Source organism: Caballeronia sp. TF1N1, from assembly GCF_022878925.1.
Classification (GTDB): Bacteria; Pseudomonadota; Gammaproteobacteria; order Burkholderiales; family Burkholderiaceae; genus Caballeronia.
The window spans coordinates 2,175,830-2,198,911 of the sequence record NZ_CP084626.1 but is presented as its reverse complement, the minus strand read 5'-3'; the positions used below and the strand labels follow the sequence as shown (position 1 = coordinate 2,198,911).

Sequence of the window (23,082 nt, the reverse complement as noted above, 5' to 3'; positions counted from 1 at the left end):
AGCACGAACACATCATGTCGCGAACAAGCGCAGTCGAACGCCATGCGTTCGTCATCGGAAGTTTCATCAAGCGTGCAATGGCGGCTGGCGTGGCTGTCGCCTCGCTTGCCATCGGGTGGATGCCGGCGAGCGCTCACGCGGAAGCTGCCGTCGATGAATCCGCGTTGATTCAGCGTGGCGAGTATCTCGCGCGCGCGGGCGATTGCGTGGCCTGTCACACGGCGACCGGCGGCAAGCCGTTCGCGGGCGGACTGGCGATTGCCTCTCCCATGGGCACCATCTGGTCGACCAACATCACGGCATCGAAGACGCACGGTATCGGTTCCTACACCGAGGCGCAGTTCGCCGATGCCCTGCGCGCCGGCAAGCGTGCCGACGGCGCACAGCTTTATCCGGCGATGCCGTACACCTCGTTTGCGAAGCTCACCGATCCCGACGTACACGCGCTTTACACGTACTTCATGAAGGCCGTGCCCGCTGTGGATAGCGCCGTGCCGCACACCGATCTGCCGTTCCCGTTCAGCATTCGGGCATCGCTCATTCCGTGGAATCTGCTCTTCGTCGACAAGGATCGCTTTAAGCCCGACCCGCAAAAGAGCGTGGAGTGGAATCGCGGCGCTTATCTCGTCGAAGGCCTTGCGCATTGCAGCGTCTGTCACACGCCACGCAATCTGCTGATGGCGGAGCAGACCTCGCGTGGCTTGGCGGGCGGTGCGGTCGGCGCGTGGTACGCGCCCAATATCACGTCCGACACGACGAGCGGTATCGGCGGATGGAGCGAGCAGGATATCGTCGCGTACCTGAAAACGGGCGTCGTGCGGGGCAAGGCGCAGGCAGCCGGCCCGATGGCGGAGGCCGTGAATCACAGCCTGCAGTATCTGACCGATGCGGACCTCGGAGCGATCGCCACGTACCTGAAGACGGTTCCCGCCGTCCACGACGACGGCGATACGCTCGCGCTCGACGTGGCGTCCGGCCTTATCGAAGATCCGGATGCTGTGCGTCAGACGCCGTGGCCCGCCGACCCCGAACGGTTGAACGGCCCGCAACTCTACGATTCGAATTGCGCGAGTTGCCATCAGGCGAGCGGTCAAGGTACGGCCGATGGCGCGCTGCCGCCGTTGTCGCGTAACTCGGTCTTTCGCAACGGCCAGCCGAACAATGTCGTGATGTCGATTCTGCAGGGCGTGTCGCATCCGGAGTCCGCAAACCGCGCGTCTGATAGCGTCGACATGCCCGCCTTTGCAGACCGGCTGTCCGATACGCAGATCGCCACGTTATCGAGCTATCTGATGCAGCAGTTCGGGCGCCAGAATGTGCAGGTGACGGCGCAGGATGTGGCGACGTTGCGTGCCGGTGGTCCGGTCTCGCCCATGGCGAGCGCTGCGCGTATCGGGCTTGGCGTATTGATTCTCGCCGCGCTGTTTGCCGTCGTGCTGTTCGTAAGAGCCCGGCGTCGAGTGCGCTAAGCCAGTGTTTCAACGAAGCGGCCGCTTGCGTCCTCACGTCGTCCAGAGCCGCAACGGCTGCGCCTTCACGCCATGCACGAGAGGCCGCAGCCGCAACCAGCATTCGGTCATCGCGCGTTGCAGCGGCTCCATCGAGTGGCTGATGGCGCGCACGACCAACACGCCGGGCGTAATGCACGATGCAGCCGCGCGCAACGTATCGTCGAAGGGCAGTTCGGCGGTGAGGGCTTCGGCGAGCGCATCGTCGCAAGCCGCGCCTATCGCCCATAGCGTGCCGTAAGCGGGAAAGCGCGCGAGTCCTTGCGCCGCATCGCAAAGAGCATCGGTCGCATCGAGCAGGCTGCGTTCGAACCAGAGCGGCTTGTCATCGGCATGCGCAATGCGCGATACCGCTTCGATATGTCCATGCGTCCAGCGCTCGCCCGCCGCCGCGCGGCCAAGCAGCATTGCGTCCCAGCCGATGGCGCTCGCGCCTTCGCCGAGCGTCAGACTGAAGTCGAGCTTCACGTTCGACGATTCGAACACGATGTTGTTCTGCGGCAGCCAGTCGAGCTTCGCACGCGCGGCGAGCGCGATATCTATACGCTGCGTCGCGAGCTTGCCGTTGGCCTTGTACCACTTGGTCGAACCGGGCGTCGTGACGACGGCATGCGTGTCTTCGCCGAGCTTCACGTCGATGGAGAGCCTGTCGCCGCCCGCGACGCCGCCCGGCGGATGCACGATCACCGCGTGGCAGATGCCGTATTCCGGATAGAGCGGACGTTGCAGCCTGAGCGGCCCTTCGTGTTTGCGATGCGAAAAGACCGTGCGCCCATGCTTCTGCTCGAAACCGAGTTCGAGCCGGCCGCGCCAGACGTTTGGATCGGCGTCGATTTGCGCGGCAGCAAGCGCCGCGTGCGATTCATGATGCATGAGCGAGCAGTGACTAGTGAACTGAGCAGACGAGGTGAGCCGCCATGTTAAGCCGAAAAGTCAGACGGCGATCAACTCTCGCACACCTTGTTCATCCATCTCGGAGCCCGCGCCGCCCGCGATGATCTCGCCGCGGCTCATCACCCAGTAGCGGTCGGCGAGTTCGCGCGCGAAGTCGTAGTACTGTTCGACGAGCAAGACCGTCATGCCCATTTCATCGACGAGTTGGCGCAGCGTCCTGCCGATGTCGCGAATGATGGACGGCTGAATGCCTTCGGTCGGTTCGTCGAGAATCAGCAGCTGCGGTTCGCTCATCAGCGCGCGGCCAATAGCCAGTTGCTGTTGTTGACCGCCCGAAAGGTCGCCGCCGCGCCGGTTTTTCATGTCCTTCAGCACCGGAAAGAGCTGATAGATGTGATCGGGAATCTTCGATGGCGACTTGCGGCTCGCCGCGCCGACCAGCAGGTTCTCTTCCACGGTGAGGCGGCCGAAGATGTCCCGGCCTTGCGGAACATAGGCAAGGCCGTTCGTCACGCGCGCATGCGTGGGCATCGACGAAATCTTCTTGTCGCGCCAGGTGATGATGCCGCTGCGCGTCGGCACGACGCCCATCAAACAGCGAAGGAGCGTCGTCTTGCCGACGCCGTTGCGGCCGAGCAGCACCGTCAGCTTGCCATCGGGGACGGTCATCTTCACATCGCGAAGAATGTGGCTGCCGCCGTAGTACTGATTCAGGGATTCGACTTCTAGCATGGGTGCCTTGGGCTTCGCTCTGGTGATCTGTGCGGGCGGTGAGATCAGCGTCCGAGGTAGGACTCGATCACCGCTTCATCGCGCTGAACGTCTTCCAGCGTGCCCTCGGCGAGCACGCTGCCTTCGGCCATGACCGTGACCTTGCCATCGGCGCCCGCGAGCGCGGCGACGAACTCCATGTCGTGTTCGACGACCATCATCGAACAGGAGCCGCGCAGTTTGTTGAGCAGCTCGGCAAGTTCCATGGTCTCGTGATCGGTCATGCCGGCAGCGGGTTCGTCGAGCAGCAAGAGGGCAGGCTGCTGCATCAGCAACATGCCGATCTCGAGCCGCTGCTTTTGCCCGTGCGACAACTCGCCCGCGAGCCGCGTGGCCTGATGATGAAGGCGAATCAGCTCCAGCGTCTCTTCGATACGTGCCTGCGCCGCGCGGTCGAGCCGCGAACGCAGCGACGCGAACCAGCGCTTGTCCGTTTTCATCGCGAGTTCGAGGTTCTCCCACACGGGATGATTTTCGAACACCGTGGGCTTCTGAAACTTCCGCCCGATTCCAGTACGCGCGATCACCGGCTCCGACATGCGCGTGAGGTCGAGTGTCTGTCCGAGAAAGACCTTGCCCGTATCGGGACGCGTCTTGCCGGTGACGACATCCATCATCGTGGTCTTGCCCGCGCCGTTCGGGCCGATGACGCAGCGCAGTTCGCCCACGTCGATCGACAAGGTCAGTTTGTTGAGCGCCCGAAAACCGTCGAAGCTCTTGGTCACGTCTTCGAGGTAGAGAATGGTGCCGTGCGATACGTCGATCTCGCCGGGCGCGAGCACATGGCCGAGCCCGGTGATGCCGTTCATGTTGCGTTCGTTCGATTCCTCCGATTGCGGCAACGGCGGCAGATCGACGATCAGTGCGTTATGTGCGGTCATTCTGCGGCGTCTCCTGCGTGAGCCTTCTTGCGGCGCGCCATGTCGATGAGTCCCATGATGCCGTTCGGCAGAAGCAGCGGCACGAGCGTGAAGATGAGGCCGAGAAAGAACAGCCAGTATTCCGCGAAATAAGCGGTGAAGAAGCTCTTCGCGCCATTCACGGCGAACGCGCCGATGATCGGGCCGATGAGCGTTCCGCGTCCGCCTACCGCAACCCAGATCGCCATTTCAATGGAGTTGGCGGGCGACATCTCGCTCGGATTGATGATGCCGACTTGCGGCACATAGAGCGCGCCGGCAATGCCGCACAGCACCGCCGACACGGTCCAGATGAAGAGCTTGTATGCGAGCGGGCTGTAGCCCAGGAACATGAGCCGCGTCTCGCCGTCGCGCACGCCGGTCACCACGCGTCCGAGCTTCGAGGTGACGATCCAGCGCGCCGCGAGAAACGCGAGCACCAGCACCGCGAACGTGATGAGAAAGAGGCCGGTGCGTGTGCCCGGATGCGTGATCGGAAAGCCCGCGATGCGCTTGAAGTCGGTGAAGCCGTTATTGCCGCCGAAGCCCGTTTCATTGCGATAGAAAAGCAGCATCGCGGCGAAGGTCATGGCTTGCGTGATGATCGACAGATACACGCCCTTCACGCGCGAACGGAACGTGAAGAAGCCGAACACCCACGCGAGCACGCCTGGCACGAGGACGACGAGCAAAAGCGCATACCAGAGATGCTCCGTGCCTTCCCAAAACCACGGCAGCTTGTGCCAGTCGAGAAACACCATGAAGTCGGGCAGGTCGCTCTGATACGTGCCTTCGCGACCGATCGAGCGCATCAGGTACATGCCCATTGCGTAGCCGCCGAGCGCGAAGAACAGCGCGTGACCCAGGCTCAGAATGCCGCAGTAGCCCCACACGAGATCGAGCGCGAGCGCGCCGATGGCATAGCACATCAGCTTGCCGATGAGCGTCATCGCATACGCGGACAGATGGAACGTGCTCGTTTCCGGCAGCACGAGCGCGGAGACCGGCACGACGATGCCCATCGCGATGATGAGCGCGATCAGCGCGATCCAGCCGTTGCGCGGCAAGAGCGCGGCGCCCGGCGGCAGGCCGAGCGCGAAGCCCGCGCGGGCGGCGTTCTCGTCGGGTTGCGGCGCGACGTCGAGATTGGCTGAGAGATTGGTCGAGGCAGTCATGGGATCAGGCCTCCGCGCTGCGGCCCTTCAGGGCGAACATGCCTTGAGGACGCTTCTGAATGAACAGCACGATCAGCACGAGCACCGCGATCTTCGCGAGCACCGCGCCCCAGAACGGCTCGATCGCCTTGTTGACGAGACCGAGTCCGAAGCCGCCGATCACCGTGCCTGCAAGCTGACCGACGCCGCCGAGCACCACGGCCATGAAGGAATCGATGATGTAGCTCTGCCCGAGATCCGGTCCCACGTTGCCGATCTGCGAAAGCGCGCAGCCGCCGAGTCCCGCGATGCCCGCGCCGAACGCGAACGCATACGAATCGACACGCGAAGTCTTCACGCCGACGCACGCTGCCATGCGGCGGTTCTGCGTGACCGCGCGCACGAAAAGCCCGAGCCGCGTGCGCGTGAGCACGCCCCATGCAATCGCCACGACGGCGAGCGAGAAGGCGAGAATGGTGAGCCGGTTATACGGCAGGATCAGATTCGGCATGACGGCAATCCCGCCGCTCATCCACGAAGGATTGGTCACCTGCACGTTCTGCGCACCGAAGAGCGTGCGCGTCGCCTGAATGAGGATGAGGCTGATACCGAAGGTCGTCAGCAGCGTTTCGAGCGGACGTCCATAGAGATGCTTCAATACGAGGCGCTCCAGCACGATGCCGACGAGCGCCGCCGCGGCAAACGACGCGGGTACGGCAAAGAGCGGATACCAGTTGAACGCGGCAGGCGCGTAATGCTGCACGAGGTTCTGCACGACATAAGTCGCGTAGGCGCCGATCATCAAAAACTCGCCGTGCGCCATGTTGATGACGCCGATCAGACCGTACGTGATGGCAAGACCGAGCGCCGCGAGCAACAGCACGCTGCCGAGCGAAAGGCCCGCGAACAGCGTGCCGAAGATTTCGCCGCGATGCTGAATCGAATCGAGGTCTTCGATGCCCGCTTGCGCCGCGGCCCGCACGCGGTCGTCGGGTTCGTTGAAGGTGCCGTCCGCTTTCTTCGCGACGAGCGGACGCAGCAATTCGTACATGTCGAGATCGTGCCGCGCGGCGACGAGCTTGACCGCGTCCAGTCGCTTGGCAACGTCGGCGTCGTGCAGGGCGGTCATCGCCCAGAGCGTGTCGAGACGCTTCTTGAGCTCGGGATCGGTTTCGCCGGCGCGCGCGCGGTCGATCAGCGGCTTCATCGACGGATCGGGATTCTTCAGGAGCGCGGCCACTGCATCGCGACGCTTGGCGATATCCGGCGAAGCGAGCTGCAAGCCCGACAATGCGCCGTTCACTTTCGTGCGCAGGATGTTGTTGAGCGTGATCGCCTGCGCGTCGGGCGCTTCGACGACCTTGCCGGTAAGCGGGTCCTTGTTGCCGTCGTCGGTCTGCAGATAAACGTGGCCATTGTCGGTGGCGACGAGCGAGCCGTCCGCGAGCGCGGAGAGCACGGCGACCGAAGGCGCATCCGCGTTGGCGATCAGCTTGTCGATGGCCGCGGACTTCGCCTCGAAGTCGTCGGCGGCGAGCGGCGCGAGATCGTCGCTGGTGAGCGCATGCGCGGAGAACGGCGCGAGCGCGATGAAAAGCGCAAGCAGCATACGCGGGAAGAGGCGGGCGAACGAACCGGTCATGGTGGCCTTTCTGATGGTGACTGGCCGCGCGCGATGACACGCGCGGCCCTTTCCTCGACTCGATACGTCAGGCCGTGCGCGTGCGCGCGCGGCGCAGGAACGAGGGAATCGAGCTGACCACGTCCGGCTTTCCCTGATTGCCGGCGATATACGGGCTCCACGGCTGCGCGCGGATGGCGGTCTTCGTCTTCCACACGACGTTGAACTGACCGTCGCCGCGAATTTCGCCGATCATCACGGGCTTGTGCAGATGGTGGTTGCCATCCATCGTCAAGGTGAAGCCCGAGGGCGCGGCGAAGCTCTGACCGATCATCGCGACGCGCACCTTGTCCACATCGGCGCTCTTCGCTTTCTCGACCGCCTGCTTCCACATGTGGATGCCGACGAAGGTCGCTTCCATCGGATCGTTGGTCACGCGCTTGTCGCCGCCCGGCAGATTCTGCGCCTTGGCGTACGCGAAGAACTCCTTCTCGAACTTCGTGTTGTTCGGGTTCTTCACCGACATGAAGTAGTTCCATGCCGCGAGGTGGCCGACGAGCGGCTTCGTATCGATACCGCGCAGTTCTTCTTCACCGACCGAGAACGCGACCACGGGCACGTCCGTCGCCTTCAGGCCTTGATTGCCGAGTTCCTTGTAGAACGGTACGTTCGAGTCGCCGTTGATCGTAGAGACGACAGTTGTCTTTCCCCCTTGGGAAAAGGTCTTGATGTTCGCGACGATGGTTTGATAGTCGCTATGTCCGAACGGTGTGTAGACCTCTTGAATGTCCTCATCCTTGACTCCTTTCGAATGAAGGAAGGCGCGCAGGATCTTGTTGGTCGTGCGCGGATACACATAGTCCGTGCCGAGCAGGAAGAAGCGCTTGGCACTGCCGCCTTCCGCGCCCATCAGATATTCGACGGCGGGAATTGCTTGCTGGTTCGGCGCCGCGCCCGTGTAGAACACGTTGCGCGACATCTCTTCGCCTTCGTACTGCACGGGGTAGAAGAGCAGGCCGTTGAGTTCCTCGAAGACCGGCAGCACCGACTTGCGCGACACGGACGTCCAGCAGCCGAACACGACGGCGACCTTGTCCTGCGTCAGAAGCTGACGGGCTTTTTCGGCGAAGAGCGGCCAGTTGGACGCCGGGTCCACGACCACCGGTTCGAGCTGGCGACCGTTCACACCGCCGCTCTTGTTGATATCGGCAATGGTCATGAGCGCCGTGTCTTTGAGCGACGTCTCGGAGATGGCCATGGTGCCCGACAGCGAATGCAGGATGCCGACTTTGATCGGACCCGTATCGGCGGCTTGCGCCTTGGTGATCGGAAGCTGACCCGCGAGGGCGAGCGCGCCCGACATGGAGCCGAACTTCAGCAGACTGCGTCGTTTCATTTGTGTGTTCCCCTTGCCGATGTGTATTTGCTTGACGTGGTGTGAGCGTCGACGCCCGCTACCAGCAAAGGGGTTCTGCAAGTGCTATGCCAATCGGGGGCTTTTGACCGATGGCTATGGGTTTGCGGAGTTTTCGGGAAGGAATTACAGCGTGGCGGAGGCGTCTAGCACGGTTGCTTTTGGTGCATGGTGGCAAGGTGTGCGTCGTCGTGGTGCGCGGGTGCTTTATACAAGGAGCGACTCTGTCCTAAGCAGTTTGAGGATTATCTGAAATGTCCGCGGAAAAGCGATTCCGCCCTGCGTTTCGTTCCGGTTTTCCGCAACAATCCGGCACTACCGTAATCAGCAGGTAGCCTTGCCGAGTCCACCAATGATCATTAGCCCCCCTTTACTTCCCGCCGAAGGCCTGATCACGCCCATAGAAAAATGGAAGACCGATCCAATGATGGATAAGGTCGATGACTTCGAGTTATCGCATAGTGGTGTTTTCCCAATCGCATTCGATCGACGCTGGCATTGCGGCATGCATCTGGTGCCTTTCGCGGGCGATGGTCAACTCGAACCGGTGCGGGCGATCGCAGATGGAGAAGTCGTTGCTTATCGCGTCGCTTTGAAGGCCGTCTCGGATGGCCAAACAAATTCCGACGGCAGCCTTGCGCTCAACAGCAACATCGGCTTCGTGCTGCTCAAACACGTGACCGAAACAGGCGAAGGCCGCACCATCACCTTCTATTCGCTTTACATGCACTTGCTTGACGTCATTAGCACCAATGCGCTTGCATCGCAGCCAAATAATCCGATGCCTGAGAGTTCCCCCGGTGCGCTCGCCGCTTGGCTGCTCAGGGAGACAGAAGGCGTGCAAGCGGGCGGTGGAAAGAAGGTTTATCGGAAGGATCGCCTGGGTTTTGTCGGCCAAAGTCAGGGTGAGAAGCATCTGCACTTTGAGATCTTCATGACCGAGGCGGATTTCACCGCGTGGTTCGATCAGGTGGGGCATAAGGTTGCGTTGGGTGATGCACAGCCAAACACGCCAGCGTCGAAGGACTATTGGGGGCACACATACTTTGTTATTCCAAAGGGCTCCACGTTCATGAGCACGCCGCCGGGCCAAGGAAACCTGAAGACGAAAGGTCGCACACCCAAGCTGCTTTTCCCCGCACTGAACGCAGGCGCTTTGGATGCCAACAGCACGCTTTACGTCGAGACGTACTTTAGCCGGGGCGAGCGTTTCATGCGTGCGTGGATTGACAAGGGCGATCGAAAGCTTGTTTCGCTGACTCCGGAACCTGTGCAGGATAAGTTCGCGGAGTATGAATATGACCTTTACGAGCGCGCAACCACGCTATACGAAGCGTGCCCAAGCGAAGGCTATGAGTTGCTCCGTTCGGCCGCATTCTGAGCACGGATACACCGACCTTGCCCGCCGGCAATCGAGCTACTTGGGTCGAGGTACCGTTTGCTCAAGGTACGACGGGCTATATCGACGTGAATTTGACCAGCATTCAAAAGCTGTCGGATGCAGACTTCCCTTTCTTCATGGGCTGGCAGAAGATCGAGGACGGCAATACGCCGTTCAATCAAGAGGGGTTTTGTGGCTATGACGAGCTTTGCACGATTGCGGGTGTGACCGATACACGCCTAGCGTTACATGACCAAACGCCAACGGAGTTCGACCATGACCAGCGACTGGCGGCTTTTGTGCGTGGCGAGGCGGAAGTGCGAGTCAAGCTCAAGGGCTATATTTGTCACGCCAAAAGCGAATGGGATACGAGCAACAATGAGGAACGCTTCCGTGCGCTGAATGAACCGAATGGATTCTTTGGTAAGCGCAAGGAAACCGATCCGCGTGGCTACGAAAACTTCCTCAGCTTCGTCAAGCAGTTTCAGTTTATAAAGCAGACGCCGCTAGGCGAGGCGAATAAGCTTTGGTTTTTTCATCCGACGGCGTTTATTCGACACTTTAGGAAGTGTGCGTGGTTGAGTGAAAAAGAGTTCAAGCAGCTAGTACCATCTTTTACGGTCCGTAAGCACGGCGGGCAAACATTGTGGGAGCTAGTCCCAGGCACTTTCACTAGCGGAAATATCTTCAAGAACCAGCGAGTCGTTTTAAATCGCATGATGTGCACCTACGGCATCAACACGCCGTTACGTATGGCAAGTTTTTTTGGCAACGCTATTCAAGAATCTCAATGGTTGCAACTGCTGGAAGAGGGCTCTCCTACAACTCAAAGATATTACCCTTGGTTTGGGCGCGGCTTCCTACAGCTGACATGGGCAAGCAACTACCTCGACTATTGGGATTTTCACGGGCGAGCATCACAAATCCCGTCAGCTGTACGTGTACAACTTCTAACTGCGCAGCAAGCGGCAGATCGTTCACGGAGCAACGATGTTTGGCAAGCCACTGAGACTGCTCTTACACCTGACATGCATAAGTGGCGGGCAAACGTCTCGCTTCCGGATCAGTCGGATGCCGCGTTGAGCGCAGGCTTTTACTGGGTGAAGCTGCGGATGGCCAGGTATGCCGATGAGCCGCATGTACTGGAGCGAGTAGGGCTTACCGCAAATCGACGTGCGCATAGTTACTACCGCAGCGCTAGTTTTTGGAAAGCATCGGCATCGGTGAACTTGCCAGGGGCAATCGATAGTCTCTATTCGATACGTCTTAACGGATTTGAGGCGCGCTGTATGGCTTACAACGTGGCTCTCGCAGTCTTATCCGAAGTGAAATTCCCGATCGCGCCGGGTCAGGCGGCAGACGCGCCAGATTACGATATTCTGCGAAGAGGCCAAAGATGAATAAAAAATTATGTCTGCTATGTGGCTCAAAAGCTTGCCAGTTAATCGCAAAAGGCTTGGCCGTCTGTTTCATTGCTCTCGGGCTGCACAGCGCTTCATCCGCAAAGTCTGAACCAAACGAGCGAAAGGAATTACTTGTTAGCAGCGGTAACCATCATTGTTCCATTGGATTCAAAGATCCTTACGGAGGATGGATATCCGGCAACAGCTATGCGGTAGACGACTTGCCGTACAAAAAAACCGGTATCGGGAGTCTTGCAATTACCTTCGTTTGTCTAAGTTCGTCCGATGCGGGCTCAATTCGCGACTACACCTTGGCTCGATATGACGTACAGAAAGGACGTTGGTTCACGGATTTATCGGGGGTGTCTGCACGCGACAAGAAGGTGTTGGTTCCGGCTGTGCAGTGGCTTTCGGTAAAGGCTGTTGGGAGTTCCGGTTTAGTAGTGCTTCAGCGCATGATCGTCGGTGATCCGCAAAATCGAAGTGTCTCATTAGGGTTCTGTTTGCTTCGCGCAGCAGTGGCCCTGTGCGGCGGTGCACCCGTCGTGGCGGTAGCCCGCTTTAGCAAGACCGGAGTAATACCGGAGGCGTTGAAGATTATCGAGTCGATCGAGTTCCTCGACACGCCCGGCAAGACTCCTGCATAGGAGCTTATAAAGCGCGGGAGTGCGATGCATCATCGCGGCGACGTACCGCCTGCGCCATTATAGGAGGGCCGCCTCGTTTCCACGGCGGCTCTCCTTCGATTCACCGATTGACCATTCGCGCAGGCACGCTCAGCACGAGCAGCGCGCCCACGATCAGACAGCCGGCCAGCATATACATGCCGCTTGCGTTCGATGCCGTGGCTTGCTTGAGCCATCCCACGAGATACGGGCTCAGAAAGCCCGCGAGATTGCCGAGCGAATTGATCATCGCGATGCCGGCGGCCGCGCCCGTGCCCGCGAGGAACGCAGTCGGCAGACTCCAGAACAACGGCAAGGTCGTGAGAATGCCCATGGTCGCAAGCGTGAGTCCGAGCATGGCAAGCGGCGTGTTCGCCGACCACACGACTGAGAGCACCAACCCCAATGCGCCGATGAACGCCGGAATGGCGATATGCCAGCGCCGCTCGCCGCGCTTGTCCGCGCTGCGCGCGACCAGCAGCATGCCGATCACCGCCGCGCCGTAGGGAATCGCGGAGAGGAGGCCGACCGTGAGCGCATCGGAGACGCCGGTGGCCTTGATGATCGTCGGCAGCCAGAAGCTCACGCCATAAAGACCCATCACGAAGGAAAAGTAGATCAGGCTCATCAGCCAGACCTTCGGGCTCGACAGAATCTTGCCGATGGGCATGTCCTCTTTCTCGACGTTATCGGCGGCGATATTGCGTTCGAGCAACGCTCGCTCGTCGGCCGTGAGCCACTTCGCTTTCGAGATGCGGTCGTCGAGTTTGAAGAACACGACGAGTCCGACGACGATCGACGGAATGCCTTCCAGCAATAGCAGCCACTGCCAGCCATGCCAGTCGTTCGTGCCATCGAAACGCTTCATGATCCAGCCCGACACCGGCCCGCCGATCAACCCCGACAACGCGATCGCCGTCATGAACAGCGTCGTCATGCGCCCGCGCCGTTGCGCCGGAAACCAGTACGTCAAATAAAGAATGATGCCGGGAAAGAAGCCCGCTTCGGCCACGCCCAGCAGAAAGCGCATGACGTAGAACATGGTCGGCGTGGTGATGAACATGGTGAGCGCGGAAATGACGCCCCACGAGATCATGATCCGCGCGATCCACACGCGCGCGCCGACGCGATGAAGAATCACGTTGCTCGGTATCTCGAAGATGAAATAGCCGAAAAAGAAAATCCCCGCGCCGAAGCCATAGACGGCATCGGAGAGGTTCAAATCGGCGGCCATCTGCAGCTTGGCGAAGCCGACGTTCACGCGGTCGAGATACGCGACCACATAACAAATGAGCAGAAGCGGCGAGAGCCGCCATGCGACCTTCTTGTAGGTTGCCTCCTCGAATGCGGAAGGCGTGCCCGTGGCGGGGCTTTGCACTGAATCGGCGGTGCGGGCCATGTCGTCTCCTCTTTCTCTTGCGCTTTCGGGTTCGTTCGATGATTACAGACGCGTAAGGATTCTAGCTGCCAGGCGGCAAGCCGAGGCGAGGGTTTCGGATCGGGGAAAACACGGATGAACGTGTGGCGTGCAACGTCCGGCGATCATCCCGCCAAGGCAAGCGAAAGGGCGCGCAGGCGCGTTTGGCTATAATGCCCGGGTTGCACTTCGCTGCATCCACGCCGCCTCGCGCGACCGCGCGAATGCGCCGAAACGCGGCCACCGCGCCGAAAAGAATGCCTCGCGCGCGCGGCGCTGACAGATTTCCGAACTCAACTTCATCAGAGAGCGCTCATGAGCTTCAACAACGTACCTTCCGGCAAGGATCTTCCGCAGGACTTCAACGTCATCATCGAGATTCCCGCGCAGAGCGATCCGGTGAAATACGAAGCGGACAAGGACATGGGCCTGCTCGTCGTCGACCGCTTCATCGGCACCGGCATGCGCTATCCGGCCAATTACGGCTTCATCCCGCAGACGCTGTCGGGCGACGGCGACCCGGTCGACGTGCTGGTCATCACGCCCTTCCCGCTGCTCGCAGGCTCGGTGGTCCGCTCGCGCGCGCTCGGCATGCTGAAGATGACCGACGAATCCGGCGTCGATGCGAAGCTGATCGCCGTTGCACACGACAAGATCTGCCCGATGACGGCAAATCTCAAGTCGATCGACGATGTGCCCGAGTACCTCAAAGATCAAATCAAGCATTTCTTCGAGCAATACAAGGCGCTGGAGAAGGGCAAGTGGGTGAAGGTCGAGGGCTGGGACGGCATCGAAGCCGCGCACAAGGAAATCTCGGAAGGCGCGGCTAACTTCAAGAAGTAAGCCTGGCTTTCGCGCGTCGCGTTGCGTAGACGCGATGCGAGTGGTCCGCACGGCCGCGCTCGATGCGCGGCCGTTTCTAATTTGCGGGCGCGTCGTGGGCTTCGTCCAGGTTGTCATCCACGACGGCGACAGCGGGCGGCGGCAGCACGGAATCGAGCGTGCGCTCGCCCGCGATCAACGCGCGCTTTTGCCGCGCGGTGAGCTGCTTCACCCAATATTCGGCGCGCAACGCCTCCGATCTTCCCTGCAGTTCGAACGACGCCACGACGCGCAGCGGCTTGCGCGCGCGGGTATAGCGCGCGCCCTTGCCGGCGGCATGCGCGACGAAGCGCGCTTCCACATCCGTGGCGATGCCCGTGTACAGGCTGCCATCGGCGCATTCGATGAGATAGAGGAACCAGGGCATGGCCGGGATTATCGCCGAATCGGCGCAACCTTCGAGAGCGGCCACGCCCGACTAAACGACGAATTAAAACTTGCGCGAGAATAGCCGTTCATGCCCGCAAGGGCAAAACTCATCATTCGAGGTCTTCCGTTGAATCGCGAAGTCGAAATCCAGGTAGTCGACACGCTAGAGGACATTTCGCCCGAGGAGTGGAACCGCCTCGCGGGCGCGAATCCCTTCGTCAGTCACGGCTTCCTGTCGGCGTTGCAGGACACGCATTGCGCGGTCAAGCGCACCGGCTGGCGGGCGCATCACCTCATTCTGAAACGCAACGGCGTCTTCGCCGGCGCCATGCCGCTTTATCTCAAGTCGCACTCGCGCGGCGAATATGTCTTCGACCACGCCTGGGCCGATGCCTTCGAACGCCACGGCGTGCGCTATTACCCCAAGGCGCTCTCGGCCGTGCCGTTCTCGCCGGTGACGGGTCCGCGTCTCATCGCGGCCGAACACGCGGATCGCGTGCTGCTCGCGCGCGGTGCGATCGAGCTCACGCGGCAACTCGACATCTCGTCGCTGCACGTGCTGTTTCCGCACGCACAAGACATCGAGGCGCTGAAGGACGCGGGCTACATGTTGAGAGAAGGCGTGCAGTTTCATTGGGAGAATCTGCCGGGCGCGGGCTACGAGAACTTCGACGCGTTTCTCGCCACCATGAGCCACGACAAGCGCAAGAAGGTGAAGCAGGATCGCCGCCGCGTGACCGAAGCGGGCGTGACTTACAAGTGGCTGCGCGGCCGTCAGATCGACAAAAGCGCGCTCGATTTCTTCTATGGCTGCTACGAGAACACGTACAAAGAGCACTGGAACGCGCCGTATCTGACGCGCGAGTTCTTCGGTCAAATTCATGCCGATGCGCCCGACAACATGCTGCTCGTCATCGCCGAAGCGGACGGCGAGCGGCTCGCTTGCGCGCTCAATATGATCGGCGGCGACACCATGTATGGCCGCTACTGGGGCACGCGCGAGTTCGTTTCGGGGCTGCATTTCGAAACCTGCTACATGCAGGGCATCGCGTATTGCATCGAGCACGGGCTGGCGCGCTTCGAAGGCGGCGCGCAGGGCGTGCACAAGATGTCGCGCGGCATGTTGCCCACGCCGACATGGTCCGCGCACTGGATCGCCGACCAGCGCTTTGCTCATGCGATCGGCGAGTTTCTCGATGAAGAAACCGCCGCGATGACGCAGCATATCGAGGAACTCGAAGCGCATACGCCATTCAGGAAGATAGCGACGGATTGAAGCGTGCGGCATGATGACGAGTATCCAAAGGATACGCAAACAATGAAAACCGAATTCCTGAACCTCTACAGCCATGGTTTCGCGCGGGTTGCCGTCGCGGTGCCGGAATGCAAGGTGGCTGATCCATCGTTCAATGTCGGAGAGACCATCGCGCTCGCCCGGCAGGCCGCGCAAAACGGCGCCGTGCTGGTCGCATTTCCCGAGCTGGGGTTGTCCGCTTATTCGTGCGAAGACCTGTTCCATCAGGACGCGTTGCTCGTCGCGTGCGAGCGCGCGCTGGCCGCGCTGGTGGAAGAGTCCCGCTCGCTCGATATCGTCATGGTGGTTGGCTTACCGTTGCGCGTCGATCACGCGTTGTACAACTGCGCGGCCGTGGTGTCGTCCGGGCGCGTGCAGGGCGTGGTTCCCAAGAGCTTCCTGCCGAATTACGCGGAGTTTTACGAAGCGCGCCAGTTCAGTGCCGCCGACTGCGCGTTGGTCGACGAGATCCATCTGCTCGGCGCGGAGGTTCCCTTCGGTTCATCGCTGCTGTTCGATATTCCGTCGATTCCGTATTTCCGCTTCCACGTGGAAATCTGCGAGGACGTCTGGGTGCCCATTCCGCCATCGTCGTTCGCCGCGCTCGCGGGTGCGACGGTGCTCATCAATCTGTCGGCATCGAATATCGTCGTCGGGAAATCGTCGTACCGGCATCAACTGGTCGGGCAGCAATCGGCGCGATGCATCGCGGCGTATCTCTATTCGTCGGCGGGCAAGGGCGAATCCACCACGGATCTCGCGTGGGACGGGCAGGCGCTCATCTACGAGAACGGCGAGCAGCTCGCCGAGTCGGAGCGCTTCAGCGACGCATCGCACGTCATTTTCGGCGATGTCGATGTCGAGCGGTTGTCGCGCGAACGCATGCATCAGACGACCTTCGCTCAGTCGGCGCGCAGACATCAGGAAGAGGCGCGCAAGTTCCGTATCGTGCGATGTGAAGTGGCCGTGCCCGCGGCGTCCGTGTTGCCCTTGCAACGTGCGGTGCCGCGCTTCCCTTACGTGCCGATCGACGCAAGCAGACGCGACGAGCGCTGCATGGAGGTCTACAACATTCAGGTTCAGGCGCTGGTGCAACGGCTCGCTTCGAGCAATATTTCGAAGGTCGTGATCGGCGTCTCCGGCGGGCTCGATTCGACTCATGCCTTGCTCGTCTGCGCCAAGGCCTTGGACCGGCTCGGCCTGCCGCGCACCAACATTCTCGGCGTGACCATGCCCGGTTTTGCGACCAGCGAGCGCACGCTCACCCAGGCGCGCCGGCTGATGGACGTGGTTGGTTGTTCGGCATCCGAAGTGGATATCCGGCCGAGCTGCATCCAGATGCTGAAGGACCTCGGTCATCCGTATTCGACGGGCGAGGAACAGTACGACATCACCTTCGAGAACGTGCAGGCGGGCGAGCGCACGAACCATCTGTTCAGGCTCGCGAACTACAGCAATGGCATTGTGATCGGCACGGGCGACTTGAGCGAACTGGCGCTCGGCTGGTGCACCTACGGCGTCGGCGATCACATGTCGCACTACGGCGTGAACGCCAGCGTGCCGAAGACGCTCATCACGCATCTCGTGCGATGGGTGGCCGAGACGGCGCAGATCGGCAACGACGGCGCCGATGTGCTCAACGATATTCTCGCTACCGAGATCAGCCCCGAACTCATTCCGGGCAAGGTGAAAGGCGCGCTCGAACAGAAAACCGAGAGCGTGATCGGGCCGTACGAGCTTCAGGACTTCAACCTTTACTACATCCTGCGCTTCGGTTTCCGGCCGTCGAAGGTGGCATTTCTTTCATCGACGGCGTGGGGCGACAAGGACGCGGGCGCGTGGCCTGCCGATGTCGACCTCGTTCATCACGAATACGACCTCACGCAGATCAAGAAGAACCTGCGCATCTTCCTGTATCGCTTCTTCAAGCTGAGTCAGTTCAAGCGGTCGTGTATTCCGAATGCGCCGAAGGTGGGAACGGGCGGTTCGCTCTCGCCGCGTGGAGACTGGCGCGCGCCGAGCGATTCGGAAGCTACGGTCTGGCTCGATGACCTGGAAAATATTCCGGACGCGTCGTGACGTTCGTTGCACGCAGAAAGGGCGTCGTATGCGCGATGAATGCACACGACGCCTTCGAAACCTTCAATCCCGTGGCAACTCGATCACCGCGCCCGACTTCGCCGCGGCTACGATAGCTTCTGTCACGCGCAGGTTCCTGAGCCCGTCGCGGGCCGATACCAGCGGCGCCGCCTCGCCGCGCGCAACCGCGCCGAAGTGCTCCATCTGATGCTTGATGGGGTCGTCCCGCACCATGCCGACGACACCCGCTTCGAACGGCTTCCACCACGAACGGTCTTCATCGCGCGGATAGGTTTTCAGACGCATGGTCGGAATGGCGAGGCTGCCGTTGGTTCCCGCGACGAGATAGCAATCCTCGTCGGCGTAACTCGCGTAAGCCTTGTTCTCTTCGGAGGTCTGCTCCCAACTGCGCGCGCTCGCCGCCGAATCCGAAAGCAGGAACGTGCCGAGCGCGCCGCTTTCGAAGCGCAGATTGATCGCGACCGTATCCTCGACGGCAAAGCCGCGCGCCGCATGCGATAGAAACGCCTGCACCGCGACGATCTCGCCGCAAAGCATGCGCAGGTTGTGAACCTCGTGGATCATGTTGAGCAGGATCGGGCCGCCGCCAGGCTCGCGACGCCAGGGCGCATCCGTGAAGTAATGATCGGGCTTCAGAAACATCGCGCTGCCGGTCACGGCGACAAGGCGCCCCAGCACGCCGGATACGATCACCTCACGGGCCTTCGCCATGATCGGACTATGCGCGCGATGATGGCCGATGAGAATAGGCACGCCCGCTTCATCCGCTGAGCGCACGAGCGCTTCGGCTTCGGCGACGGTCGGCGCAATCGGCTTTTCGAGCAGCATCGGTACGCGCGCGTCGAGGCATTGCAGTGCTTGCGGCACATGCAGCTGATTCGGCGTTGCGAGCACCAGGCCGTCCGGTTTGTCCTGTGCGAAGAGCTCGTCGAGCGTCGCGTAGATCGGCACGTCCGCCCGTTCCGCGATGGCGCGCGCAGCCGGCGACGGATCGACAATGGCCGACAGCATGCACGTCGCGCTGTTTTCCAGGACGCCGATATGCGCCTGTCCGATATATCCGGCTCCGGCCACGGCGATTCGAGTTCGGGTCATGCTGTGCCTCCTCCTTGGTTTTCGTTCGACGTTGCTCGCGTTCCGCAGCGCCGTCGGGTCGATCCACATCATAAAATCAACCGGCGCGCCTGCAATGCGGACTGCGATATCGCCGACGTATCGGCCACGACGCAGCCTTTCGCGTTAAATGCACCAAAAACGCCTGAAAAACAGCCGCATAAGCGCTGAATCGATAACCGGCAGCCTGCTAGAATCAAAAGCATCTGTCCTTCGCGGACACGACCCATTCCGAAGATTCTTGAACTCAAGCGAGGCACGCCATGAAACGTATCACCGCCATCATCAAACCGTTCAAGCTCGATGAAGTCCGTGAGGCGCTCGCCGAAGTAGGCCTGACCGGGCTGACGGTTACTGAAGTCAAAGGCTTCGGCCGTCAGAAAGGACATACCGAGCTCTATCGTGGTGCAGAGTACGTCGTCGATTTTCTGCCGAAGGTGAAGATCGAAGTAGTCGTCGCCAACGATCAAACCGATCAGGTCATCGACGCGATCATCGGTGCGGCGCGCACCGGCAAGATCGGCGACGGAAAAATCTTCGTGGCCGAAGTCGAGCGCGTCATTCGCATTCGTACCGGCGAGGAAAACGAAGCGGCGGTCTGAGCGCTTCGAGGTTTTCCCTGTTCCATCGAGCCCGCGTTTCTCACGCGGGTTTGTCTTTTCCGCATCGCATGCACCAGCACGATGCGCGTCGCTCGTCCGCTTAACTCCTGCTTGATCTCCAATCCGCTTGACTCAGTGCCGAACTCGGCGCGATTTCGTTGCCGTGCGGTAACATCGAATCCCGTTTACCAATTTGTAAGGATTTTTTGGATGCATCACGCGATCGGCTTCATTCAGGATCTCGCGGTAATCATGGCCATCGCGGGCGTCGTGACGGTGTTGTTTCATCGCATGCGTCAGCCGGTCGTGCTCGGTTATATCGTTGCGGGCGTCATCATCGGGCCATACACGCCGCCGTTTCAGCTGATTCACGACGAAGCCACCATCCAGACGCTCGGCGAACTAGGCGTGGTCTTCCTGATGTTCTCGCTCGGCCTCGAATTCAGTCTGCGCAAACTCTTCAAGGTGGGTGCGACGGCGTTCGTCGCGGCGCTGTCCGAGATCGTGCTGATGATCTGGATCGGCTACGAGATAGGCCGCTGGTTCGGCTGGAATTCGATGGATTCGCTCTTTCTCGGCGCGGTGCTGGCGATTTCGTCGACGACGATCATCGTGAAGGCGCTGTCCGAGCTCAAGATGAAAGGCGAGCCGTTCGCGCAACTCGTGTTCGGCATCTTGATTGTCGAGGACATTCTCGCCATCGCAATGCTCGTGCTGCTTTCCGGCATCGCGCAGACAGGTTCCGTCACGGCGGGCGTCGCGGCCATCACGCTCGGCAAGTTGCTGCTTTTCATGACCGTGTCGCTCGTGGTCGGCATTCTCATCGTGCCGCGCGCGCTGGATTACGTGGCACGCGCGAAAAGCGACGAGATGCTGCTCGTCACCGTGCTCGGCTTCTGCTTCGGCTTTTGTCTGCTGGTCGTGAAGCTCGATTACAGCATCGCGCTCGGCGCCTTTCTGATCGGCGCGATCATGGCGGAGTCGAAGAATCTCGCGCGCATCGAGCATCTCATCGCGCCGGTACGCGACATGTTTTCGGCCATCTTCTTCGTGACCATCGGCTTGCTGCTGAATCCGTCCGTGCTCGTCGATTACGCGTGGCCGATCGCGGTCATCACCGTGGCGGTCGTGTTCGGCAAGATCGTATCGTGCGGACTCGGCACTTTTCTCGCCGGTAAGGACGGGCGCACGGCGATGCGCGTCGGCATGAGCGTCGCGCAGATCGGCGAGTTCTCGTTCATCATCGCGTCGCTCGGGTTGTCGCTCAAGGTGACGAGCGCGTTTCTCTATCCGATCGCGGTCGCCGTCTCCGCGCTCACCACGCTCTTCACGCCGTATCTGATTCGCGCCGCCGATCCCATCACCATGCGTCTCGCTCGCGCGATGCCCGCGCCGCTCGCCAACACCTTCGGCCTCTACTCGCAGTGGCTCGCGAGTCTCACGCCCGCGACTGGTGGCCCGACGCTCTTTTCGATGACCCGGCGCATCGTTCTGCAGATCGCGGTGAACCTGGCGCTCGTGGCTGCGATTTTTCTTGGCGCGTCGTATTCGGCACCGTTCGTTTCCGGCTACCTCGCGCGCTGGCTCGAATCGGACAATGCGCAGCGCGTCGTGTTGTGGAGCGCGGCCTTGTTGATCGCGCTGCCGTTTCTGGTGGCGGTGTATCGCAAGCTGGATTCGCTTGCGCTTCTGCTCGCCGAAGTCAGCGTGCAACCCGCGAAGGCCGGACGCTTCACGAGCGCGATTCGTTCGGCCATCTCGGGGCTGATTCCCATCGTCGCCATGTTCGGCGTCTTTCTGCTCGTGGCCGCGCTTTCGGGCGGCATCTTGCCGCCTTTCGGATTGATGGTGGCCGTGCTCGTCTGCGCGGCGTTGCTCTTGACGGTACTCTGGCGCTGGTGCGTAAAGATTCACGCGACCATGCAGATCGCGTTGCGCGAAACCTTCGAGGAGCCGCGCGATCACTGAAGGAATCATCCATTCATTACGATTGCCGCGATAATGTGAGCAAATGTGTGCTGGTTTGCCCCGTCTGTTCGAGAGGCGGATAATCGAAACGTGTTGATTCTTTCCCTGGCGTTCGCGCGCCGGACAACGGAATGAGCGAAAACAAAACCTCGAACGACTCAGGCTCCATCGCAAACGGCGCGGCGCCCGACGCCCGCCGAAGTGGGGCGGATGCATCGGCGGCGGGCGTGGCGCGAGATGGCGCACCGCAAGCACCTCAGGCACCTCAAGCACCTCAAACGTCAACCACGCCGGGTTCGGACCCGAGCGCGACCGAGCGGGCATCGACGGATGCGCCTTCGAGCGCTTCGACCGTTGAGCCCGTCGATAAGGCAGCGGCGCGACGGGCCGAGGCACTCGAAGCAAACGCCAAGGTCGCGCCGGAACCAGTCGTGCGCGCGAAGCCTCTCGATGCAAAAGCGAACTTGGCCGAGAGTCTCGAAGCCGCGACCGAGGCGCAAGCGGGCAGCGATATCGAAAGCATCATCGCGGGCACGGAAGCCGAACCCGAACCCGAACCGGTGAAGGCCAGCGTTCTGCCGCCCGAGTTCACCGCCGCGCCGGATTTCGGCACGCTCAATCCGCCGCCCTTGCCGCCGCCCGGTCAGCAGACAGCGAGCGCGACGCAAGCGCCGCCTGCGTATCTCAAGCAATCGGATTCGGCGTGGTCCGTGTTCGGGCGCGTGATCGCCGCGCGTGCGCGACAAATCTTCGACCGGGCAGGGCAGCGCATCACGCAACGCACGTTGAGGATCGGCGTGTCGGCGCGCATTTTTCATCCGGAGCCGGGCGCTAAGGGTTTGCGTGGCAAGACGCTGCAATATCTGGAGGAATCCATCGCGCATTGGGTCATGTCGCGCGATGTGCTCGTGTTCATGATTCCGACGGTCGGCACGCAAGGCATGCTGCATCCGAGCAATATCCGCCTGCGCGACTATGCGAAGAATCTCGACGGGCTGCTGCTTCAGGGTGGCGCGGACGTGTCGCCGCAATCTTACGAGGAGGTCGTGACGCGCCCCGAATGGCCGGGCGATCGCGTGCGCGACATGTATGAGCTGGAACTGCTGCACGAATTCATCGAGTCAGGCAAGCCGGTGCTCGGCGTGTGTCGCGGCTGTCAGCTCATCAACGTGGCATTCGGCGGCACGCTCTACGGCGATATCGCCACCGAAGTGCCGACTGCGGGCATCCACGTGAACGAGCACTACGATCAGCATCGGCACTCGCTGCGCTTTCCCGATGGCTCGACGCTCGCCAACATGTTTCCGAATCAGCGCGATGCAATCGTCAACTCGATTCACCATCAAGCGGTGAAGTCCCTTGGGCGGGATCTCAACGTCGAGGCGGTCTCGGCGCAGGATGGGATTATCGAAGCAGTGCGGTATCGCAAGGCGCCGTTCGTGGTGGGCGTGCAGTGGCACCCGGAGTTTCATCGCGCGGGCGGATCGGAATTGCTCGATTGCACGCCGCTGCTCGATACGTTTTTGCGCGTGGCGCGGGAGACGCGGTTCTAGGGCGTTGGTTTGGACGTGCGTTGGCATCGAGGCCCGCTTCGTAATGAGCGGGCCTTTTTGTTTTGCATGATTGG

The 23,082-nt window shown here is 61.1% G+C and carries 19 protein-coding genes; 10 read left to right on the top strand and 9 right to left on the bottom strand.

The features are described from left to right. Window positions 1–14: 14 nt before the first annotated feature. A complete protein-coding gene (locus LDZ28_RS10205) occupies window positions 15–1,469 on the top strand; it encodes a cytochrome c (RefSeq protein ID WP_244825981.1) in 1,455 nt (484 codons plus the stop codon). A 33-nt stretch (window positions 1,470–1,502) separates the two neighbouring features. On the opposite strand, the gene LDZ28_RS10200 is transcribed toward LDZ28_RS10205, so the two are convergent. The 6 genes from LDZ28_RS10200 to urtA all read right to left on the bottom strand — a co-directional run bounded on the left by LDZ28_RS10200 (window position 1,503) and on the right by urtA (window position 8,243). Beyond that, window positions 1,503–2,381: an urease accessory protein UreD gene (locus tag LDZ28_RS10200; protein ID WP_244825979.1), complete on the bottom strand. Its 879-nt coding sequence runs from the start codon at window positions 2,379–2,381 to the stop codon at window positions 1,503–1,505. Window positions 2,382–2,441: 60 nt separating this feature from the next. Further along, window positions 2,442–3,134, bottom strand: a complete 693-nt coding sequence (gene urtE, locus LDZ28_RS10195; RefSeq protein ID WP_244825977.1) for an urea ABC transporter ATP-binding subunit UrtE — start codon at window positions 3,132–3,134, stop codon at window positions 2,442–2,444. A gap of 44 nt (window positions 3,135–3,178) precedes the next feature. Continuing rightward, window positions 3,179–3,982 (bottom strand): urea ABC transporter ATP-binding protein UrtD, encoded by an 804-nt coding sequence (gene urtD / locus LDZ28_RS10190; RefSeq protein ID WP_244828098.1) that lies wholly within the window; start codon window positions 3,980–3,982, stop codon window positions 3,179–3,181. 68 nt (window positions 3,983–4,050) lie between these two features. Continuing rightward, window positions 4,051–5,247 carry an urea ABC transporter permease subunit UrtC gene (gene urtC / locus LDZ28_RS10185; RefSeq protein ID WP_244825975.1) on the bottom strand — a complete coding sequence of 399 codons (1,197 nt, stop codon included), beginning with the start codon at window positions 5,245–5,247 and terminating at the stop codon, window positions 4,051–4,053. 4 nt (window positions 5,248–5,251) lie between these two features. Further along, window positions 5,252–6,868, bottom strand: coding sequence for an urea ABC transporter permease subunit UrtB (gene urtB, locus LDZ28_RS10180; RefSeq protein WP_244825973.1), 1,617 nt, complete (start codon window positions 6,866–6,868; stop codon window positions 5,252–5,254). 67 nt (window positions 6,869–6,935) lie between these two features. Next, window positions 6,936–8,243 (bottom strand): urea ABC transporter substrate-binding protein, encoded by a 1,308-nt coding sequence (gene urtA, locus LDZ28_RS10175; RefSeq protein ID WP_244825971.1) that lies wholly within the window; start codon window positions 8,241–8,243, stop codon window positions 6,936–6,938. A gap of 370 nt (window positions 8,244–8,613) precedes the next feature. Here urtA and LDZ28_RS10170 point away from each other — a divergent pair, with 370 nt between their 5' ends. The 3 genes from LDZ28_RS10170 to LDZ28_RS10160 are packed head-to-tail and all read left to right on the top strand — an operon-like array spanning window position 8,614 to window position 11,692. Then, window positions 8,614–9,642, top strand: a complete 1,029-nt coding sequence (locus LDZ28_RS10170) for a M23 family peptidase (RefSeq protein ID WP_244825970.1) — start codon at window positions 8,614–8,616, stop codon at window positions 9,640–9,642. A 17-nt stretch (window positions 9,643–9,659) separates the two neighbouring features. Then, the gene (locus LDZ28_RS10165; protein ID WP_244825968.1) at window positions 9,660–11,042 is read left to right on the top strand and encodes a hypothetical protein; all 1,383 of its coding nucleotides are present in this window, start codon (window positions 9,660–9,662) and stop codon (window positions 11,040–11,042) included. Further along, window positions 11,039–11,692, top strand: coding sequence for a hypothetical protein (locus tag LDZ28_RS10160; protein ID WP_244825966.1), 654 nt, complete (start codon window positions 11,039–11,041; stop codon window positions 11,690–11,692). The genes LDZ28_RS10165 and LDZ28_RS10160 overlap by 4 nt, the downstream gene beginning before the upstream one ends. Window positions 11,693–11,792: 100 nt before the next feature. Here LDZ28_RS10160 and LDZ28_RS10155 read toward each other — a convergent pair whose 3' ends face one another. After that, window positions 11,793–13,109, bottom strand: coding sequence for an MFS transporter (locus LDZ28_RS10155; protein WP_244825964.1), 1,317 nt, complete (start codon window positions 13,107–13,109; stop codon window positions 11,793–11,795). Window positions 13,110–13,442: 333 nt separating this feature from the next. Here LDZ28_RS10155 and ppa point away from each other — a divergent pair, with 333 nt between their 5' ends. Then, window positions 13,443–13,970: an inorganic diphosphatase gene (gene ppa / locus LDZ28_RS10150; protein ID WP_244825962.1), complete on the top strand. Its 528-nt coding sequence runs from the start codon at window positions 13,443–13,445 to the stop codon at window positions 13,968–13,970. Window positions 13,971–14,046: 76 nt separating this feature from the next. Here ppa and LDZ28_RS10145 read toward each other — a convergent pair whose 3' ends face one another. Next, window positions 14,047–14,376 (bottom strand): GIY-YIG nuclease family protein, encoded by a 330-nt coding sequence (locus LDZ28_RS10145; protein ID WP_244825961.1) that lies wholly within the window; start codon window positions 14,374–14,376, stop codon window positions 14,047–14,049. Between the two features lie 129 nt (window positions 14,377–14,505). On the opposite strand from LDZ28_RS10145, the gene LDZ28_RS10140 reads away from it, so the two are divergent. Further along, window positions 14,506–15,654, top strand: a complete 1,149-nt coding sequence (locus LDZ28_RS10140) for a GNAT family N-acetyltransferase (RefSeq protein WP_244825960.1) — start codon at window positions 14,506–14,508, stop codon at window positions 15,652–15,654. Window positions 15,655–15,696: 42 nt separating this feature from the next. Then, complete coding sequence (locus tag LDZ28_RS10135; protein ID WP_244825958.1) at window positions 15,697–17,751, top strand: NAD(+) synthase; 2,055 nt, start codon at window positions 15,697–15,699, stop codon at window positions 17,749–17,751. A gap of 63 nt (window positions 17,752–17,814) precedes the next feature. Here the strand turns inward: LDZ28_RS10135 and LDZ28_RS10130 are convergent, their stop codons facing one another. Beyond that, a complete protein-coding gene (locus tag LDZ28_RS10130) occupies window positions 17,815–18,867 on the bottom strand; it encodes a Gfo/Idh/MocA family protein (protein WP_244825956.1) in 1,053 nt (350 codons plus the stop codon). 281 nt (window positions 18,868–19,148) lie between these two features. Between LDZ28_RS10130 and glnK the strand changes: the two genes are divergently transcribed. The 3 genes from glnK (at window position 19,149) to LDZ28_RS10115 (ending at window position 23,008) form a co-directional block, all read left to right on the top strand. Then, window positions 19,149–19,487, top strand: a complete 339-nt coding sequence (gene glnK / locus LDZ28_RS10125) for a P-II family nitrogen regulator (protein ID WP_086969848.1) — start codon at window positions 19,149–19,151, stop codon at window positions 19,485–19,487. Window positions 19,488–19,697: 210 nt separating this feature from the next. Then, window positions 19,698–21,455, top strand: coding sequence for a cation:proton antiporter (locus LDZ28_RS10120; RefSeq protein ID WP_244825955.1), 1,758 nt, complete (start codon window positions 19,698–19,700; stop codon window positions 21,453–21,455). Window positions 21,456–21,586: 131 nt separating this feature from the next. After that, window positions 21,587–23,008, top strand: a complete 1,422-nt coding sequence (locus tag LDZ28_RS10115) for a gamma-glutamyl-gamma-aminobutyrate hydrolase family protein (protein ID WP_244825953.1) — start codon at window positions 21,587–21,589, stop codon at window positions 23,006–23,008. Window positions 23,009–23,082: the final 74 nt, after the last annotated feature.

Coding starts and splice junctions, on each gene's coding strand:
- LDZ28_RS10205 (WP_244825981.1), top strand. CDS start 15: ATGTCGCGAACAAGCGCAGTCGAACGCCATGCGTTCGTCATCGGAAGT.
- LDZ28_RS10200 (WP_244825979.1), bottom strand. CDS start 2,381: ATGCATCATGAATCGCACGCGGCGCTTGCTGCCGCGCAAATCGACGCC.
- urtE (WP_244825977.1), bottom strand. CDS start 3,134: ATGCTAGAAGTCGAATCCCTGAATCAGTACTACGGCGGCAGCCACATT.
- urtD (WP_244828098.1), bottom strand. CDS start 3,982: ATGAACGGCATCACCGGGCTCGGCCATGTGCTCGCGCCCGGCGAGATC.
- urtC (WP_244825975.1), bottom strand. CDS start 5,247: ATGACTGCCTCGACCAATCTCTCAGCCAATCTCGACGTCGCGCCGCAA.
- urtB (WP_244825973.1), bottom strand. CDS start 6,868: ATGACCGGTTCGTTCGCCCGCCTCTTCCCGCGTATGCTGCTTGCGCTT.
- urtA (WP_244825971.1), bottom strand. CDS start 8,243: ATGAAACGACGCAGTCTGCTGAAGTTCGGCTCCATGTCGGGCGCGCTC.
- LDZ28_RS10170 (WP_244825970.1), top strand. CDS start 8,614: ATGATCATTAGCCCCCCTTTACTTCCCGCCGAAGGCCTGATCACGCCC.
- LDZ28_RS10160 (WP_244825966.1), top strand. CDS start 11,039: ATGAATAAAAAATTATGTCTGCTATGTGGCTCAAAAGCTTGCCAGTTA.
- LDZ28_RS10155 (WP_244825964.1), bottom strand. CDS start 13,109: ATGGCCCGCACCGCCGATTCAGTGCAAAGCCCCGCCACGGGCACGCCT.
- ppa (WP_244825962.1), top strand. CDS start 13,443: ATGAGCTTCAACAACGTACCTTCCGGCAAGGATCTTCCGCAGGACTTC.
- LDZ28_RS10145 (WP_244825961.1), bottom strand. CDS start 14,376: ATGCCCTGGTTCCTCTATCTCATCGAATGCGCCGATGGCAGCCTGTAC.
- LDZ28_RS10135 (WP_244825958.1), top strand. CDS start 15,697: ATGAAAACCGAATTCCTGAACCTCTACAGCCATGGTTTCGCGCGGGTT.
- LDZ28_RS10130 (WP_244825956.1), bottom strand. CDS start 18,867: ATGACCCGAACTCGAATCGCCGTGGCCGGAGCCGGATATATCGGACAG.
- glnK (WP_086969848.1), top strand. CDS start 19,149: ATGAAACGTATCACCGCCATCATCAAACCGTTCAAGCTCGATGAAGTC.
- LDZ28_RS10120 (WP_244825955.1), top strand. CDS start 19,698: ATGCATCACGCGATCGGCTTCATTCAGGATCTCGCGGTAATCATGGCC.
- LDZ28_RS10115 (WP_244825953.1), top strand. CDS start 21,587: ATGAGCGAAAACAAAACCTCGAACGACTCAGGCTCCATCGCAAACGGC.